This is a genomic window from Methanosarcinales archaeon (assembly GCA_014859725.1).
Taxonomy (GTDB): Archaea; Halobacteriota; Methanosarcinia; order Methanosarcinales; family Methanocomedenaceae; genus Kmv04.
This window is the reverse complement of record JACUTQ010000032.1, coordinates 1-17,606: the sequence shown is the minus strand read 5'-3', so window position 1 is coordinate 17,606 and position 17,606 is coordinate 1. Positions and strand designations below refer to the sequence as shown.

At 44.9% G+C, this 17,606-nt stretch carries 17 protein-coding genes; 15 read left to right on the top strand and 2 right to left on the bottom strand.

The features are described from left to right. From IBX40_04365 to IBX40_04355, 3 genes are all read left to right on the top strand, one after another. Positions 1-152 (top strand): DUF4411 family protein (locus IBX40_04365; GenBank protein ID MBE0523554.1); only part of this gene is annotated, 152 nt, incomplete at its 5' end. A 94-nt stretch (positions 153-246) separates the two neighbouring features. Further along, complete coding sequence (locus IBX40_04360) at positions 247-1,701, top strand: SAM-dependent DNA methyltransferase (protein MBE0523553.1); 1,455 nt, start codon at positions 247-249, stop codon at positions 1,699-1,701. Then, entirely contained in the window at positions 1,702-1,848 is a 147-nt protein-coding gene (locus IBX40_04355; GenBank protein MBE0523552.1) for a hypothetical protein, read from the top strand. A 154-nt stretch (positions 1,849-2,002) separates the two neighbouring features. Here the strand turns inward: IBX40_04355 and IBX40_04350 are convergent, their stop codons facing one another. Continuing rightward, entirely contained in the window at positions 2,003-3,913 is a 1,911-nt protein-coding gene (locus IBX40_04350) for a phosphoadenosine phosphosulfate reductase family protein (protein ID MBE0523551.1), read from the bottom strand. A 94-nt stretch (positions 3,914-4,007) separates the two neighbouring features. Between IBX40_04350 and IBX40_04345 the strand changes: the two genes are divergently transcribed. Further along, the gene (locus IBX40_04345) at positions 4,008-4,871 is read left to right on the top strand and encodes a cation transporter (GenBank protein ID MBE0523550.1); all 864 of its coding nucleotides are present in this window, start codon (positions 4,008-4,010) and stop codon (positions 4,869-4,871) included. Positions 4,872-4,919: 48 nt separating this feature from the next. Here IBX40_04345 and IBX40_04340 read toward each other — a convergent pair whose 3' ends face one another. Then, entirely contained in the window at positions 4,920-9,116 is a 4,197-nt protein-coding gene (locus tag IBX40_04340; GenBank protein MBE0523549.1) for an alpha-2-macroglobulin, read from the bottom strand. 577 nt (positions 9,117-9,693) lie between these two features. On the opposite strand from IBX40_04340, the gene IBX40_04335 reads away from it, so the two are divergent. The 11 genes from IBX40_04335 (at position 9,694) to IBX40_04285 (ending at position 17,259) form a co-directional block, all read left to right on the top strand. After that, positions 9,694-10,092 (top strand): FAD-binding protein, encoded by a 399-nt coding sequence (locus IBX40_04335; GenBank protein MBE0523548.1) that lies wholly within the window; start codon positions 9,694-9,696, stop codon positions 10,090-10,092. After that, positions 10,089-11,090 (top strand): hypothetical protein, encoded by a 1,002-nt coding sequence (locus IBX40_04330; GenBank protein MBE0523547.1) that lies wholly within the window; start codon positions 10,089-10,091, stop codon positions 11,088-11,090. Before IBX40_04335 ends, IBX40_04330 begins: the two co-directional genes overlap by 4 nt. A gap of 336 nt (positions 11,091-11,426) precedes the next feature. Continuing rightward, entirely contained in the window at positions 11,427-12,578 is a 1,152-nt protein-coding gene (locus IBX40_04325; protein ID MBE0523546.1) for a Fic family protein, read from the top strand. 40 nt (positions 12,579-12,618) lie between these two features. Further along, complete coding sequence (locus IBX40_04320) at positions 12,619-12,993, top strand: hypothetical protein (protein MBE0523545.1); 375 nt, start codon at positions 12,619-12,621, stop codon at positions 12,991-12,993. Positions 12,994-13,057: 64 nt separating this feature from the next. After that, a complete protein-coding gene (priS, locus tag IBX40_04315; GenBank protein MBE0523544.1) occupies positions 13,058-14,227 on the top strand; it encodes a DNA primase catalytic subunit PriS in 1,170 nt (389 codons plus the stop codon). Beyond that, positions 14,224-14,988: a hypothetical protein gene (locus IBX40_04310; GenBank protein MBE0523543.1), complete on the top strand. Its 765-nt coding sequence runs from the start codon at positions 14,224-14,226 to the stop codon at positions 14,986-14,988. The genes priS and IBX40_04310 overlap by 4 nt, the downstream gene beginning before the upstream one ends. 42 nt (positions 14,989-15,030) lie before the next feature. Further along, positions 15,031-15,309, top strand: a complete 279-nt coding sequence (locus IBX40_04305; GenBank protein ID MBE0523542.1) for a 50S ribosomal protein L44e — start codon at positions 15,031-15,033, stop codon at positions 15,307-15,309. A 6-nt stretch (positions 15,310-15,315) separates the two neighbouring features. Then, positions 15,316-15,495: a 30S ribosomal protein S27e gene (locus IBX40_04300; protein MBE0523541.1), complete on the top strand. Its 180-nt coding sequence runs from the start codon at positions 15,316-15,318 to the stop codon at positions 15,493-15,495. Between the two features lie 17 nt (positions 15,496-15,512). After that, entirely contained in the window at positions 15,513-16,310 is a 798-nt protein-coding gene (locus IBX40_04295; GenBank protein MBE0523540.1) for a translation initiation factor IF-2 subunit alpha, read from the top strand. Between the two features lie 8 nt (positions 16,311-16,318). Next, positions 16,319-16,486: an RNA-protein complex protein Nop10 gene (locus IBX40_04290; GenBank protein MBE0523539.1), complete on the top strand. Its 168-nt coding sequence runs from the start codon at positions 16,319-16,321 to the stop codon at positions 16,484-16,486. Between the two features lie 5 nt (positions 16,487-16,491). Continuing rightward, positions 16,492-17,259: a proteasome assembly chaperone family protein gene (locus tag IBX40_04285; GenBank protein MBE0523538.1), complete on the top strand. Its 768-nt coding sequence runs from the start codon at positions 16,492-16,494 to the stop codon at positions 17,257-17,259. Positions 17,260-17,606 lie beyond the last annotated feature (347 nt).

The window sequence follows — 17,606 nt, the reverse complement described above, 5'->3', positions numbered from 1 at the left end:
CCTTAGCTTTACAACGAAATGGAATTGTCGTCACGGAGGAAAAATGGACAAATTCACCCAAACGAACAAAGATTCCTAATGTTTGTGAAACTTATAATGTCAATTGCATCGATCTAATAAACATGATTAGAGAACTTAAATGGAAATTTTGACAAAAATATTTCCATAAGTAAACCGAAAAAAGTTCATTAAAAATTTTAATGTTTAAGCATTATGGATTATGAAGTCCCGATATAAGTGATCTCAATGAACAACGAATCTGCAACTATAGTACAGCGTCTCTGGAACTACTGCAACGTGCTGCGGGACGACGGTGTGAGCTACGGCGATTATGTAGAGCAATTGACCTATCTAGTTTTTCTGAAAATGTCTGATGAGCAGACCAAACCGCCTTTTAACAAAAACTCAATAATTCCCGCAAATTATGATTGGCAAAGCCTCAGTAAAAAAGACGGGGATGCGCTTGAAGTGCATTACCGCCACATGCTTGAAGCCCTGGCCAAAGAGAGCGGGATGCTGGGTGTCATATTCAGGAAATCCCAGAACAAGATCCAGGACCCTGCAAAACTGCGGCGGCTCATCGAGCTGATCAATGGTGAGACTTGGCTGGGACTGGACATTGATGTCAAAGGCGATATCTACGAAGGGTTGCTGCAGAAGAATGCAGAGGATACAAAAAGCGGCGCAGGCCAGTATTTCACGCCCAGGCCGCTCATCAAAGCCATTGTCGAGGTCATGAAACCCGAACCCGGCATGACCATCTGCGACCCGGCCTGCGGTACGGGAGGTTTCCTGCTGGCCGCTCATGATTTCATTTCACATTATGATATCGATAAAGAACAGAAACAATTCCTGAAACTTAATACATTCAAAGGGTGGGACATAGTCGATAATGTGGTCAGGTTGTGTGCAATGAATCTCTACCTGCACGGTATAGGTGGAGAGGATAGTCCCATAAAGACCGGGGATGCACTGATTTCTGACCCTGGCGACAGGTTTGACATGGTGCTCACCAATCCACCCTTTGGCAAAAAGAGCAGCTATACGATTGTCAATGGGGATGGGAAAGCAGGAAAGGACTCACAGACTTATGAAAGGGATGACTTCTGGGCCACTACTTCCAACAAGCAGTTGAACTTCCTTCAGCATGTAAAAACCCTGCTGAAAATCAATGGAAAAGCTGCCATAGTGGTACCTGATAATGTTCTCTTTGAGGGCGGCGCAGGGGAGACCGTACGGAAAAAACTACTGGCAGAGACCGATGTCCATACACTGCTTCGGCTCCCGACTGGTGTATTCTATGCTCAGGGTGTTAAGGCTAACGTGCTATTCTTTGACAGAAAACAGGCCAGTGAGAAGCCCTGGACTGAGAAGGTGTGGATTTATGACTTAAGGACCAACCAACATTTTACCCTGAAGACAAATCCTCTCAACTACGATAGCGTAAAGGATTTTATTGAATGCTATAATCCAGAGAACAGGCACGATAGAAAAGAAACGAAACAATTCCGGGCTTTTGACTATGATGAACTCATGCAGCGGGATAAAGCAAGTCTTGATATATTCTGGCTAAAGGACGAAAGTCTTGAAGATTCAGAGAACCTGCCGGACCCTGATGTTCTGGCCAGGAATATAGCTGAAAATCTGGAATCAGCTCTTGAGCAGTTCAGTACGATTTATCAGGAACTGGAAGAGGAGTGAATGCAGAACCGGTACACTGGTGACATTGGAGACTTTGGAAAATACGGGCTGTTAAGAGCGTTGTGTTCACCTGTTGGTGAAATTCAAAGACTTCAGCTTGGTGTGGTCTGGTACCTGATGAAAGTCACAATTCTGATGGAAAATTGATACAGTATCTTGATCATACCGCGAAAAATCATCGATTCTTGAGGCGATGTGATCCTGAATTATACGATACCCTTGCAAACATTGTCTAAAACAATGAAAGAAGTGTATTAAGTATTCATAAAACCTGGATTCGATTCTATGTTAATTATACCCATCATACAATATGTAAATCTTTGGTACTTAAATATCTCACCACAGGACACGCCTTCAAACAAAGCCCGCAATGCGTACACATCTCATTAACCACAGCCCGTCCATCTTTCACCTTAACAGCCCGAACTTCGCATTTTGCCGCACACAGCCCGCAGCCTGTACACTCCATCGCCCGCCTGATAGCGGATTCTGCCCACTGCATCAAACGCCTGGCCCCAGGGTCAGTATCGCTCCTGGCAGTCACAGTACCAGATGTGAACACCTGCACATTATCTTCCCCATTGCTGGACGTGATCACTCCATCCATGGAATGCAGATGTCCCAATATATTCATCATCCCGGAATTCTCTATAGTTTCCAGGTTCAGCGGGGCACCAAAACTGCCTTCGGCAGATATCCCACCAGCCTTACAGGGGCGGTATCCCACGACCACGGAAAATTCCACATCCCCAAGGTGTTCCTTTGGTACCAGGTTAATACCCAGCCTCTCGGCCATCTCCCTCTGCACCTTTGGAGGATTTTGCCATCGCCACAACCCGTAATCTACCCATCCTTCACCATACCCGAATTTTTCAGCATGGGCCCTCAATTTCTCTTCCAGCCTTGCCCACATCAGGGGATGGATCTCCTTGATCCTTTCCATCTCGGCAAGGCTCCCGGAAGGGCACAGCCAGCAGCCGATACGATCGAAACCCTGCTCGTACAGGATATTGTAAGGCGCACCTTTCCAGAACAGGTACAGCCAGATATGCATGGCAGTCCAGTTCTGTATGGGTGATGCTGCGATCTGGTTGCCTATCCAGGGATTCTTCCAGATATTATCAGACCGGGCCCGGCCCTCGCTCTCGTACTTGCGCTGCCCTATAAAGCTCAGGCATCCGTCAGGGAAGTGTTCTTCAATGAGCATTGAGATGGGACCCAGTTTACAGGTCTTGCAGCACCACCTGGCCTCCACGGTTGGGGGTCCGAACCGGTCTATGGATTGCCAGAATACATCCCCTGCCATGATCGTCTTTATTTCAAGCCCATATTCTTTTGCAACTTCATTCACATTTTCCACAGTCTCAGGGAATTCCAGGCCGGTATCTGCGAACAGCACATCAAATTCAGCCAGGCAATCCCTGACCAGCAGCAATGTAGCAAGGCTGTCCTTGCCCCCGGAATAGGAAACACTGACCGGTCTGTTTGTGGATTCAGTTACATTCCTGATAAAAGAATGTGCCTTATTCTCGAAATCCTTTAGAATTTCAATATTTGCAATAACCACATCGTCCCATGATTGAATATCTGAGCAGAAATCTTTCTCTACAATTCCGCTCCACCTGGTCTTGACAGCAACCCCCCTGTTAGCCTCAATCATCTCCGGACCGCTCATCCTGGCCCGGCCTGCTGATACAGGTATCCAATCCGGGGACAGTACGACTACCTCATCCCCGGATATAATATCGGAATCGGCATCTATCACACCTGGGGCCAGGGTACTGGCACCTTTTTCAATAAAAGGTACTGCCGATTCATCTATTATAACCCAGTTCTTCCGGCCTTCTTTTTGTTGAAATAACCGGGCTGCTCCTTCCATCCTGGGAAGCAGCGTCCACTGCTTTGATTCCACCTCGAACCTGATATTGGCAACTGCCATCCCGTCCACGATCACCTCTTCCATCCTGTCGTCAGAAGGGACCTTATTCAGGATCGCGATCTTATCTTCAGGTATCAATGGGGCCCCGAAACTTGCCTGTGCAACAGCATTGATATGGTCGATATCATGTAGGAACGCAGGCCTGATATCCCCAGGTGGTGTGACCTTCACTTTACCGGCAGGTGAGCCGCACGCGCAAGTGGAATCCAGTACCGGCAGATTGCATTCAGGACACCAGTGAAGGACCAGCTTACCCAGATAGATCTTGGACATGGGTTCGTGATATGATATAAGGGTATAGAAATGTTATGCCAAATGTATTAAAATAAAATTAATATAGTTCAAAATCCATAGTTCAGGCAACGAGATGAGATACAAGCAAATTATCAGGGTGCAGGTGATCGTGCTGGTACTGAACATACTGGTAGCGATGGCCAAGATCATTTACGGTATAATAACTGGTTCCATCAGCATGGAGGCTGACGGTTTCCATTCATTAATGGATGGAGGGGGGACTCTGGTGGGAATGCTTGGGATATATATGGCGTCCCGCCCGCCTGATGAAAGCCATCCATACGGACATGGTAAACTTGAGCAGATGGCAGCTTTAATAATAGCCGGACTGCTGCTGATCACCGGGTTCGAAGTGGCAGAAGGGGCTTTCAACCGGTTTTTAGAGCAAACATCTCCCCAGGTCACTCAATTAAGTTTTGCGATCATGCTTGCAACAATGGCGGTAAACATAGTAGTCACTACCTACGAGCACCGCAAAGGCAAGGAATTAAATAGCGAAATATTAGTAGCTGATTCCCTGCATACCAGAAGTGATATCTTTGTGTCGTTGGGTGTGATCGTAAGCCTGATAGCAGTCAAGGCAGGTTATTTTATAATCGATGTTATAGGGGGGATAATCATTGCATTGCTAATTGTCAGGGCAGGTTACAAAATAGTCAAACATACCTCAAATTCTCTTGTTGATGCTTCCATGTTGGAAACTGATATCATCTGCCAGCTTGCACTGGAAATGGAGGGAGTAGAAGACTGTCATAATATCAGGACGAGGGGAACGAGTGACGAGATTTACGTTGACCTGCATGTCAAGGTAAAAAAGGATATGCACATAGATAGGGCTCATGATATTGCTCATAAAGTTGAGGAGCATATCAAATCTAATGTAAAAGGTGTGAGAGACGTAGTAGTACACCTTGAACCTTATAAAGAAAAAAAGTGATGGTTTGCAGGAAAAAAATACCCGCCCTGAAGGCGGGTTTATTAAATTTCAAGCTACTATTATTTCCTGGCCTCTGGATTCAGCTATTATTTCCGGATTATAGTAGGAGTAGGCACTGCTGTCAGGTATTATGGCCTTGACAGGGAACTGTGCCAAGACCTGCAGTTCGAATGTCAACTCTTCCCCTCTTAGCAGGTCATCAACATAGAGAATGATCTTCCTGCCAGCTATCTCATACCTGCTGATCCGGCGGTCCTGCTTCAGGTCATCCAGACTAGATACCACAGGTGTGAATCCAGTAGGTACTGCCACGTCCAGGATGAGCATACCTGTGGAATCTGCCTGACCCGTGTATTTCACTCTTGCATGGACATCCACTATGTCGTTCACCACCACATTGGCGGCATCGTATTCAACATCGAACTCAAGGTCAGTTACTACCGGGATATCTGGCAATAGTACATTGAACCGCTTGACAAGCTGGTAATTGATGTCGCCCTTGCCTGACATGCTCAATGTGACTTCTTTTACTGATGCCGGGATCACCACTATCTGCAGCACATCAAAATTGTCCAGGTTCACCCTGACCTGCTTGATCTGTCTGCCATCTGCCTTGACCGTGATAGTAGCATCAGTATCCTTCCCCTGATTGGCGGCTGCCGTCATCATTGCTTTGAAAGCCATAACCGTATCCTGGGTACTGCCGTATCCGCCCAGGCTGTTGCGCTGGGCTGCTATCCATTTCAAGACCTCATTGGCCCTGACATCCTTGTGCTCTATCAATACCAGTGCGCCGTATGCAGTCACTTCAATATTCTTGCTGGAAGGAGGCTGCCAGTACATATCATTGGGTGAGGACTGGGGCTCAAGCTCCCAGTACAGACCATTCTTGTCCTGCTTTGCCAGATCCATCAGCATATCCAGGGCGTCATCTGCCCTATCACTGTCCAGGCGCTCCAATACCAGCGCAGTCAGTGCCAGTGCATATGGATCATTGCGCTGTTCGTTCAGGTTTGATTCCAGGTATTGCTGTGCCTTATCCAGTGCATTGGAAGCCCTGCCGTATTCCAACAATGACAACGCTGTATAGGCTGTCAGTGAATACTTGCCGTTTATGCCGCCCATCATGTCCTGGTGGTGCACGAATCCGATCTGGTCCCATGAACCATCCTGGTTCTGGTTGTCTACTATCCAGTCAGCCGCACGGTCCAGTACTGATTCGTCTATTGTGGTCACGACCCTGGCACCGCTGAATGACTGGAGCACAAAGGCGGTAAGCCATAAACTGCCTGTCGGGTCGCTCTCCCCGAATGCCGAGAATGAGCCGTCGTTATGTTGATACGTCAACTCCCGCTGGTATCCTGTTATGATGAACATCTCTGCCTTGGCCTGGAGTTCAGGATTTGTCTGGTCCGAGGCTTTCAGGTAACGCAGGATCTCCACATCAGGCGCAAAGAGCAGCATGTTCTGCTCACCGCAGCCGTAAGGCATACCCAGCAGGTCATCAATACCACTGATGGACTGGGCCACTAACGACGGAGTAAAGCTCAACAGCACCTTGCCTGAATCGTCTACTATCCCTGCAGGCAGTAAAGCATCCAGGGTCACGTCCTGACCTTTCAGGATGCCGTTCTCCACCATCTCACGTCTGCTTCCTTCAGGTTCCACAATTACCTGCTTCTTTACTGCATCGGCTTTGGAGGTAGTCTGGCCAGTGATCTCCACCAGCTGGGTACCTACCTGGGTAGGTTTAATTGTGAAACGTACCTGCTGCACGCTGTTGGCCGGGACTGTGATCGTTTCTTTGCTGCTGCCCAGGATGTCGAACCAGTTGGTAGCTTTCAAGGTCACAGTCACCTGCTGTTCCTTATCCAAATAATTATACACCTGTATGGTGACAGGGAACTCCTCGCCCCTTGTCACTGCATATGGAAGATCTGGATCAACAAAGAAATCCTGGAATACCCTGAGATCGGTCTCAGCTATCCCTATACCTTCAGGTGATGAAGATACGGCATGGAGCCGCCAGGTTGTGATGGAATCGGGAGCGTTAAGTGGTACGCTGACCCTACCTTTGCCGTCTGTCAGCAGTTCCGGCTCCCAGACCCAGGTCTCAGGGAAGAACTGCCTTATCCTCTCCACTTCTGCCAGATCACCTCCGGCTTGTATTGCTACAGCCGTGGCTGCTACTGCAGGCATTTCATTCTTCATGGGAGCGGCCGCTTCTTCCATGACCGCATCCATTACCATACCACCAAAGAAATCGTCGCCGTCACGCGGCCTGAATTCTTCTTGCTCAGGTATTTGTTGAGGGACCTCCAGGTTTGGTGATTTCAGGACCTGAAGCCCTGCATCATTGATAATATCGTTAGCACCTAAGGGAACCGGTCCCCAGAACTGTGGGTGGGCCTCTGCCTGGGGTTCCATGAACCTCTTCTCCAGTTCGTCGAACACCTGTTTCAGGTTCAGCCTGCCCTCGCTCAATGCAAATACAGACTCATCAACTATGGAATAACCGATCATGGACCTGGATCTTGCATCGAAGTCAACCTTCACATCGTCTCCTGGCCGAACTTCGGCCTGATCAAAGACAACCTGCAGGTCAACCGGCGTCTTCAGTACTACATCGAATGGGAGGGTATCAGCTGATACCTCGCTGTTGGGATTGATGATATAAGCCACTATTTCCGCTTTCGGACTCATCTGGGGCGTCACGGTAAGGCTGATGATGCGCTCATCGCTGGTGGCAGAGAATACGGTCCTGCCTCCTGCAACAATATCATAATACACGGTACCTGGTTTGGTACTGTACACCTGGAAGGTCATGGTATCGCCCACCTCTGGAGTCCCGCTGCTGGTCTGTGTGACATGCAGAAAACTTCCAGTAGGGGAATACACCACGCTCAATTCCATATTCTGGGATATGTCGTCTGTTTCGCCCACCAGATCAGCTCCTATTGTGTCCTCAGGTACCTGGAATCTGACCAGAGCCACTCCATTTTCAGTGGTTACGGTCTCTGCCTGTGTATCCTGAACATATCGTTCGCTCATGAAATTAATCTTCACGTCCACTTGCTTTTCCAGGGGTTCGCCTTCAGGGGTCTCTGTAACTACCAGTACATTGAACGGCATGCCTGGCTTGACCAGCCTGGATTCGGGTATGAGCTGCAGTACTATTGGCGAATCAGGGATCTTCAGCAGTTTTGTGGTGGTCTCTGTGTGGTCTCCGGTATCGGTCACTGAGATGTTGAGCATCAGACTGCCCATCCCTCCGGCGCTATAGGTGCCTGCCACCCATCCGGCTGCAGGCAGCTCGAAGTCAGCAGAACCGTCCACAAGATCGGTCTTATAAGAAGCATATTCTTCCCATACTCCCACATAGCGGGAAGCTACGATATTGACCTCTCCTTCCACAGGTTTACCAAAGAAGTAGGCTGAATCCACCTGTCCGGTGATAGCTTCATCCACCAGGAACCAGTCCCTTGGGGTAGTTACATCCACACTGAATTTTGGCAGTACATATTGTTCAACACGCAGGTCGATCTGGGTTTTGGACTCCCCCATCCGGGCAGTGACCTTCCAGGTACCTAGATTGACTTCACTGGCCAGGGGCATGTCATAGGAAGCCACACCATACTCGTTGGTATCCAGGGTCTTTTTGAATACCTTGATGCCTTTAGCATCAGATATTTCTACAACCACCAAACCTGTTATAGGTACCAGTTTATTGTTCAGGGACAGTATCCTGCCTTGGATTGTCTGGCCCGGTTTGTAGATGGGCTTATCGGTCTCCAGGAAAAGGGCACTGCTTTTCGCGATCCTGACCGTACCGTTGAAGGTGGCATTTGAACCTGCGGGTTGGGCAACCAGGATATATGTGCCCTGACTGAGGTTTGGTACGTCGAATGCAACAACTGCATGTCCGCCTTTACCTGTGGAACCTTTTGCCAGGTCGGTAGATTCACCGGCAGTATCCACCAGTTTGAAGCTAACACTCTGTGCCACAGGCATCCCCTCCTCAGAGGCAGCTATTGTGATTGCAGATTCACCGCCGGTGAACATGACCCTGGGCGCCAGGATGAGCAGGTCGTTGCCCGTGTAGGCGGCCGCAGGGTCATAGGATTGGGCCGGTTGGTTGGTCAGTAATTCGGTTATGGCGGGTGATATTTTGGGTAAGGCTATAAACAGTACCAGGGATATGATTAATATTGGGATCAGTATGCCGATTTTCTTTTCCAGGTTCATGATGAAATGCTCCTTTTTGGGTGGTTAATTTTTTACTTCTTAATCAGGAGATGGAGATGAGACATTATTAAGATTGTTTAGACTTCGAACTGGTTCGTAGTTATGTTGGCAAGAAAAAAATTGAAAAATCTGGCAGTATTTATCAATATTTAGACCAAGAATGGAATTTGAAATTTACTATTCCCATTTTAATAGGTATTATTATTTACGCATTCTATCTCCAAGTGCTCATCTTTGGAGTGATCATTGCCGTTCTTATCTTGATAATCTCGGTCAGCGCATCAGCAATTGATCGGTCTGCTATTGATATTTGAGAATGAAACAATCCGGCAGAGCAGATGGTTCTCACATAAGTGTATCAGATATGGGCTGGGAATAGAGATTTCTCTCCAGTGCAGAGTGTATCGGACAATAGCTTCTGTTTATACCCCTACTTAACCTGCAGGGATAATCCCCACAGCTCAATCATGAATCTACATCTTTTTTAACAGATTTTGCTTTATTTTTTTATATTTATGAAGGCAGAAATAATAAAAAGCATAAACTACATATTTATTATCGCTAGGGGGTTAGCAACATATCAGATCCATTAATCCATCAATACGATATAATCATTATCGGCGGGGGCCTGACAGGACTTAGGGCTGCCATCGAAGCGGTTAAGTCCGGATTTAATACTGCAGTCATATCAAAGGTGCATCCTCTGCGTTCCCACTCGGTTGCAGCCCAGGGAGGTATCAATGCGGCCCTTGGTAATGCACTGGGCGCTGAAGACGATTCTGCCTGTCCTGTTGACGGGGAAAATCCGGACTATCTGGGTCCGGCAGCCCTGGCCAAACTGTACCGGTTCTATATCGACCCCAGGGAAAAGGATCACGATTCACGATTGTTTCTGGCTGATAAGGAGCCGGGCTGGTGGGCCTGCCAGGTCCATGCAAATTGCAGACTTCAACAGATGGGGGAAAAGACACCATGATGAAACATGCCGCTATCTGGTTTATTGCATTCTGCCTTATGGGTACGATCCAGGCCCACGTCCCCATCATAGCCAGCGACAATGAAGGGCTTGACCATGCTACAGTTATCAAGGACCCCCTCAAATCCTGGGCAGTGTTTGACCATCTCAATGCAGGTGGTGAGGTCCATTACTACACATTTTACATGGAACAGGGCCAGAAACTCCATGTTTCGTTATTCATTCCCTATGAGCACAATTTCACCCCGACCCTGGCGATCATGGGTCCGGGCATACCGTCCCAGGGAACTCCTCCCGACTACCTTGAAATTCCCCAAAATGCCGGGATCATGGTCATCCAGGGAGAACAGCCTGGCCAGGCAGTCTTCGAACCATTTACGCCGTCTGCTCAATACAATCTTGTCCAGAAAGATATGAATGTCACACAAAGCGGGACCTACTATATTGCAGTATATGATCCATCCAGCACGGGTGCTTACGGACTGGCCATCGGTTACAGGGAAGAATTCGGACTGGCAGAATGGATTCGCGTACCATTGGATGTGATCAGTATCCACGAATGGGGAGGACAGTCCCTGGGTTATATACTGGCTCCCATGCTGGTAGTTGTTGGTATCAGGTTCCTCTTCCTTGTGCAATTGAAAAACACCCTGGCCGGCCTGTTCGGCTGGACCGGGTACACGGCAGGCCTGCTCTATATTGGCAGCAGTGCAATGATTTTCATGCAGATTTTTATTGCACTTGACCAGACCGCTCAGACATCAGAGGTGTTCATCACCTTGCTTTTAGGTCTCTTGCCAACCATTGCAGGGATCATCATGATAAAAATGGCATTGGAAGGGAAGATCGTCCGGAAAACCAGGATAACTATGGCTCTTTTGGGTATTACCGGTTTATTTATCTGGGCCGGCCTTATTATCGGGCCTGTTCTGGCAGTTCTGGCAAGTCTGCTGCCTTCTGCAAATGTCAAAGATAGTTATCTTGATCAGAGGATTTGAATCCCTTGTTGTAAGGATTATTAAATAAAAACCTTTATATGCCAAAAAACGTTAACAATCCCGGCACCCTTCAAGTACGGGGTATAGTGACTGCAGGGATTTATAATTTTTAATTCATTTTTCAATCACATATCTATACTTATAAGGGATTTGTGCCATTTTAAGTTAATATTCCTTTGCTTAAATCTCAAATATCGAAAATAAGTAAAGATAGTTAGCCCTGAAATTTCTCTTTTTGATTAATCCAGCTTAACTTAGAAAGGTATATCTTAATTTAAGTTAACTTTACTTAACTTAAAAATAAAATATTCAAGATAAGTAAAGGTAGGTTATCTTATGAACAACAGAGCTGGAACATATGAATCACTGCCCGCCGGTTATACTGCATTTATTCCTAACACTCTGCCACCTGTTCCCCCAATAGAGTATGACGACGAGCTTCATTCTCTATTATCAAAGGCTGACAGAAATATTGCAAGACTGGATGGTATCACCACTGTCCTGCCGAATCCTGATCTTTTTATTGCCATGTATGTGAAAAAAGAGGCCCTTTTAAGTTCACAGATCGAAGGAACCCAGGCCTCACTGGAAGGAGTCCTGGAATTCGAGGCTGATCTGACACCCAAAGACGATGTAAAAGAGATCAAGGAAGTAATAAATTACATTAAAGCGCTAAATTATGGAATAAAAAAGTTGGATGACAATCCAGTGTCTTTAGAGCTTATTAAAGAGATACACAAAATACTGCTTGAAGGAGCAAGAGGTGCCAACCTGGACCCAGGTGAATTCAGGGCTTTCCAGAATTATATAGGCGCACCAGGGGCTTTGGTACATGAAGCAACATTTGTTCCGCCGCCACCTGATAAGGTCCTGCCTGCAATGGAAGGACTTGAAAGGTTTCTTCACAGTACAGATAACATCCCGCCCCTGGTCAAGATCGCCCTAATTCATGCGCAATTTGAAACGATACACCCGTTTTTGGATGGTAATGGGAGGATAGGGAGACTCCTTATTTCGTTCTATCTTGTCTGGAAGGGGATATTGGAAAAACCACTGTTATATTTGAGTTATTACCTTAAAAATAACAGGAATGAATATTATGACCTGCTGATGAAGGTGCGTACCAAAGGGGCATGGGAAGATTGGATAAAGTTCTTCCTAAAAGGTGTCAGTCAAACTTCACTGGAAGCTGCCAATACTGCCGGGGAGATAATAAGATTAAAGGAAGACCTGATATTGAAACTGTATGAAAATTCCATATCAAGTATTTATGCTGTAAAATTACTGGACTTCCTTTTTGACAGACCACTGATCAGCAGTACCGAGATTGTTGATAAATTGAACATCTCGACTGTGACTGCTAATGAACTGGTAAAGAAGTTTGAGAACATTGGTATTTTACGGGAGATAACAGGTAAGAAAAGATATAAAAGGTATATTTTTGCAAATTATGTTGATATTATTAGCCGGGGTACCCAGAATATTTAACCGCAATTAGCATCGACCCAGATACCAGGTTCAAAATCCATTGTCACGCCCTTTACGTTTTCTTGAACAGGCCGGTTTTGTGACCAGAAATGGGGTGGAATATTTCATCACGGACCCGATGCTCAAAACGTGGCTCTCTGCAGCCTATCCCCTGCAGATGGAACTTTCTTTTATAAAAGACGGAAAACGGCTGGATGCGTTTGATAAAAAGATCGAGGAGATGATCACCACATACCGGGGAGAACTTGGGAAAGGAAGCGAATCAAGGGTGAGGGAGTTGTTTAGGGATTTCGGAGGACTGGAACTACATCACACTAAACTGCCGAAGTTTACAGAAGTCGAGCAGCGGGTCATAGACGGCAATGAATTTGACATAGTTGCAAGATATGGTGAGCAGCAGAGCTGCGGGGTATAACAAATAACATTAATTGCCTGAACATCATATTTTACATACAATCATAATTAAAATTAATATGAAGATGAACCCCACAACAACCATTTTTATAAAAAAAAAATTCCAGGAGCATTATAAGAAAGACCCACCCCAATCACCTCCAAACCTGAAACAGCGTGAATGGGGATTTTTAATGTTCGACCCTAAATCTGGCATGCGAAGACACAAGGGATTCTTAAGCGATCTGGAAATGCAGGAATATGTCCAGGCCATGGTCCCTGCACATGTTTACCATTCGGCTGCGTATTATGATCGCCCGGCTGCAGGTACTATGAATGAAAAGAAATGGCTGGGCGCTGATCTGATCTTTGACCTTGATGCTGATCACCTGCCAGAACCAGCCGATTCTTATAAGGGTATGCTGGATGCTGTAAAGAAAGAGACGTTGAAATTGATCGGCTTTTTGACCGATGATTTCGGTTTTGAGGATGATGAACTTCACATCGCCTTTTCAGGTGGTCGGGGGTACCACATCCATGTTCGTGATCCCGGGGTATTGACCCTTGATAGTGCGCAGCGCAGGGAGATCGTCGACTATATCAGCGGGACTGGATTAAATATATCCCATATTTTCAAAAGAGAAATTATTGAGGGGGATGAGAAGAAGTCAAAAATCCTGAAAATGCCTTCCGAATCCCAGGGGGGATGGGGACGGTTAGTGAACCGGGAATTGATAAAATATTTGCAGGAGCTGGCAGGGGATGAACATGCAGAACAAAAACTTACAGAATTCAAGAAAATAGGAAAGAAAAAAGCGGAAAAAATCATAGATACTATGAACAACCCCAAACATCTTGCACAATTAAGAAAAGGTAACTTTGATGCTCTAAGTTCTCTTCATATGGAGTTCTGGGAGACTGCCATACAGCAGATCATCCATAATATTCAAGGACATATTGACGAACCAGTCACTGCCGATGTAAAGCGTCTCATCCGGGCAGCTTCATCCCTGCACGGCAAATCGGGCATGAAAGTGATATCATTGACTGTGGACCAATTATATGATTTTGATCCACTCATTGATGCCGTGGTGTTTGGAAATAATGAGATAAAGATAAATGTAACAAAACATACTACAATTGAAATGATGGATGATAGATTTGAACTGGATGAGGGAAAAAACATCCTGCCTGAATATGCCGCTATATATCTGATGTGCAGGGGCGGAGCTGAATATATGGAGGTCATGGTGTGAAATACGAAGACCTTGTCCGCGTTCAGGAGGAAGAAAAAAAATCCACCATTTCAAGGATATCACCGGATTTTTACAGCCAGGTTAATGATTATATTAAAGAACTTGAAGATGTCGAACGAAAAATCTCAAGGCGGCATTCAGAAGAGGCCGTAATGTTACAATATGAACTTAAAAACGCTTTGTCTGCTGTTGAAAAAATATTCAACAAAAGGACTCGCAAGATTATTAAAATGGCCTCTGGCAAGGCGTTTTCAAAAAACCCTGCCAATATAAATCACGATATTGATTATATGACCCCTGAAGAGCGGGATATATACCACCAGATGCTGAACACAATCTTACATGCAAAGAAAAACACTATAGAACCGATTCTTGGGAATGATGGTGAAAATGATCCTGAAATTCCAAATATCCAGGATGTTGAACAGGAGCTTGATGTTCCAGAAGAAATTGAAAGTGATATTGTAGATAATGAAGTGGAAGCCGCTAAAGTCATTTCAACTGACACTTATTTAACTGAAGATACTCATAAAGATATATCTACAACGATTGAAACACTTGTAACAGAAACTGCCGATTCTGGGAAAAAGGATTTAAATAAAGAATACATTGTTGTGCGAATACTGAAGGATATATCAATGTTCGCCGGCAGCGACGGACGTAATTATGCTTTCAATGCTCAAGACGTGGCTGTTTTACCAAAAGTGAATGCCAAAGCTTTACTGAAACGTAAAATGGCTATTGAGATTAAAAGTACTTGATTATTATATCAATTCAATATCACAAATAAGGATGAAACTCATATGAAGATGCCGAATAAGTTCAGGACACACTGTCCTTTCTGCAAGACCCATACAGAACATATAGTAGAAAGGGTCAAGAAAGGAAAAGCTTCGTCTATGACCAGGATCACGCGACAGAGAAAGAGACAAACAGGTATAGGAAACTCAGGCAAATTCTCAAAGGTACCGGGCGGCGACAAACCTACCAAGAAAGTTGCATTGAGATACCGATGTATTGCATGTAAAAAAGCATATCAGAAGAAGTGCTTCAGAGCAGGCAAATTCGAATTTAAGGAGTGAAATTAAATGCTTCAAGAACCAAAAAGCAGATTCCTCAAAGTCAAATGCAATGACTGCGATAATGAACAGGTGATATTTGGCAGCGCCAGCAGCATTGCTGGATGCAATGTCTGCGGACGTACATTAGCAGAACCATCTGGTGGAAAGGCTATTATCAAAACCCAGATATTGGAAGTACTTGAATAAAAGAAAATGGAGAGAATATGGAACGTAAAGGCTGGCCTGAACTAGACGATCTGGTAGTTTGTACAGTTGTGCAGGTCAAAGACTTTGGTGCATTCACCCAACTTGACGAATACGGTAATAAAGAAGGCCTGATCCATATCTCAGAAGTGGCTACCGGGTGGGTCAAATACATAAGGGACCATGTCAGGGAAGGGCAGAAAATAGTCTGCAAGGTCTTGAATGTAGAGCCTGATAAACAACACATCGACCTTTCATTTAAAGACGTCAATGAACATCAGCGCCGGGAAAAAATTCAATCCTGGAAAAATGAGCAAAAGGCCGAAAAATGGATTTCGTATGTGGCAGAGATTACGAATACAGAGCCTGAACAACTGGAAAAGCTGATTGACCTGTTATATGAGGCATTTGATAATGTCTTCGATGCTTTTGAAGAGGGGATGCGCAATGGACCGGATAGCCTGATCGAAGTAGGTGTTGATGAAAACCACGCTGAAGCGATCAGCAGAGTAGGATCCGAGAATATTAAGATCCCTTACGTGGAGATATCAGGATATATGAATCTCATATGTCCACTTCCTGATGGCGTGGATGTAATAAATAAATCCTTAATAGCAGCATCCAAGGTCAAGGTTGATGATGATGTAAATGTAGAAGTGGCATATGTAGGAGCTCCCAGATACAGGATACATGTGACAGCTCCGGATTATAAAAAAGCAGAGAGCGTACTTAAATCTTCAGCTGAAACGGCTATTAACATTGTCCAAAAAGCTAAAGGTACGGGGACTTTCCACAGGCATAATGAAGCAAAAGCCTGAGGCGTTTTATGGGGCAACATATTAATAAATGTGCTGAATGCAATACCTATACCTTAAAAGACAAGTGTTCTTATTGCCAAAATAAAATAATTAATCCAAGACCAGCACGTTTTTCAATGGAAGATAGATATGGTAAATACAGGCGATTATTAAAAGAACAATTAAAAAAGGTCTGATATATATGAAAGAGACTATTGTTAACATTTTCAAAAAAGTTGAACTTAAAGACCCGATTTTAATTGAAGGACTCCCGGGAGTGGGTCATGTGGGCAAACTTGTGGCAGAACATATGGTTGGAGAATTGGAAACTGAAAAGATCGTTGAGATATTTTCACCCCATTTTCCACCCCAGGTGCTTGTTAAAGAAGATTTCACAGTTGAACTTGCAAAAAATGAGATTTATGCTCACAGGTCAGATTCTGGTCAGGATTTGGTGCTCGTTGTAGGCGATCATCAAAGTGTTACCAATGAAGGACATTATGAAATTACAGATATTATTCTGGATATAGCTGAAGAATACAATGTAAAACGTATTTATACATTGGGTGGATATGGCACAGGCCAGCTTAATGAGGAAGAGGAAGTATTGGGTTCTGTAAATAATGTTGATTTGGTCGAGGAATTGAAAGAATACGGTGTCCATTTTATAGACAATGAACCTGCCGGAGGCATCATTGGCATTTCAGGTTTGTTGTTGGGTATGGGTAAACAACGAAATATCGACGCAGCTTGTCTTATGGGTACTACTTCAGGTTATCTGGTGGATCCAAAAAGCGCACAGGCTGTATTATCTGTGTTATGCAAGATACTGGATATCGAGATGGATACCCAGGCACTTGAAGAAAGAGCAAAAGAAATGGAACGCATAATGGCCAAGATCATTGAAATTGAACAAATGCAAAAGCCAAGAGAAATTGGTCCTGATGATGATCTTAGATATATCGGCTAATCGTGAGGCTAAACCAAATCTTTGCGCTAATAGAAACTACCAACAATCTACCAAAACCTACCAAATTGGTAGATAATTTACAATTTTTTATCGACTATAATCTGTTTTTGACAATCTAAAAACAAATTTATTTTTAATATTGATTTTTTCTAAATAACCTAGCTCAGTCAAATGCAAAAGATCGTTCTGGAGTTGAAATGAATAATTGTTCATTTGCATTTGCATGAATAATGTAGTCTCAAAACAATAAAGCCATTGAATTGTTAACTGTTGCCCGATACATAAAGGGTTTTGAAAGGCTTGAGCCGTTGTGACAAGAAGTTACATCATAAATTGCCATCGTGCTA

Coding starts and splice junctions, on each gene's coding strand:
- IBX40_04295 (MBE0523540.1), top strand. CDS start 15,513: ATGGAACGTAAAGGCTGGCCTGAACTAGACGATCTGGTAGTTTGTACA.
- IBX40_04360 (MBE0523553.1), top strand. CDS start 247: ATGAACAACGAATCTGCAACTATAGTACAGCGTCTCTGGAACTACTGC.
- IBX40_04330 (MBE0523547.1), top strand. CDS start 10,089: ATGATGAAACATGCCGCTATCTGGTTTATTGCATTCTGCCTTATGGGT.
- IBX40_04345 (MBE0523550.1), top strand. CDS start 4,008: ATGAGATACAAGCAAATTATCAGGGTGCAGGTGATCGTGCTGGTACTG.
- IBX40_04285 (MBE0523538.1), top strand. CDS start 16,492: ATGAAAGAGACTATTGTTAACATTTTCAAAAAAGTTGAACTTAAAGAC.
- IBX40_04290 (MBE0523539.1), top strand. CDS start 16,319: ATGGGGCAACATATTAATAAATGTGCTGAATGCAATACCTATACCTTA.
- IBX40_04350 (MBE0523551.1), bottom strand. CDS start 3,913: ATGTCCAAGATCTATCTGGGTAAGCTGGTCCTTCACTGGTGTCCTGAA.
- IBX40_04300 (MBE0523541.1), top strand. CDS start 15,316: ATGCTTCAAGAACCAAAAAGCAGATTCCTCAAAGTCAAATGCAATGAC.
- priS (MBE0523544.1), top strand. CDS start 13,058: ATGAACCCCACAACAACCATTTTTATAAAAAAAAAATTCCAGGAGCAT.
- IBX40_04355 (MBE0523552.1), top strand. CDS start 1,702: ATGCAGAACCGGTACACTGGTGACATTGGAGACTTTGGAAAATACGGG.
- IBX40_04305 (MBE0523542.1), top strand. CDS start 15,031: ATGAAGATGCCGAATAAGTTCAGGACACACTGTCCTTTCTGCAAGACC.
- IBX40_04325 (MBE0523546.1), top strand. CDS start 11,427: ATGAACAACAGAGCTGGAACATATGAATCACTGCCCGCCGGTTATACT.
- IBX40_04340 (MBE0523549.1), bottom strand. CDS start 9,116: ATGAACCTGGAAAAGAAAATCGGCATACTGATCCCAATATTAATCATA.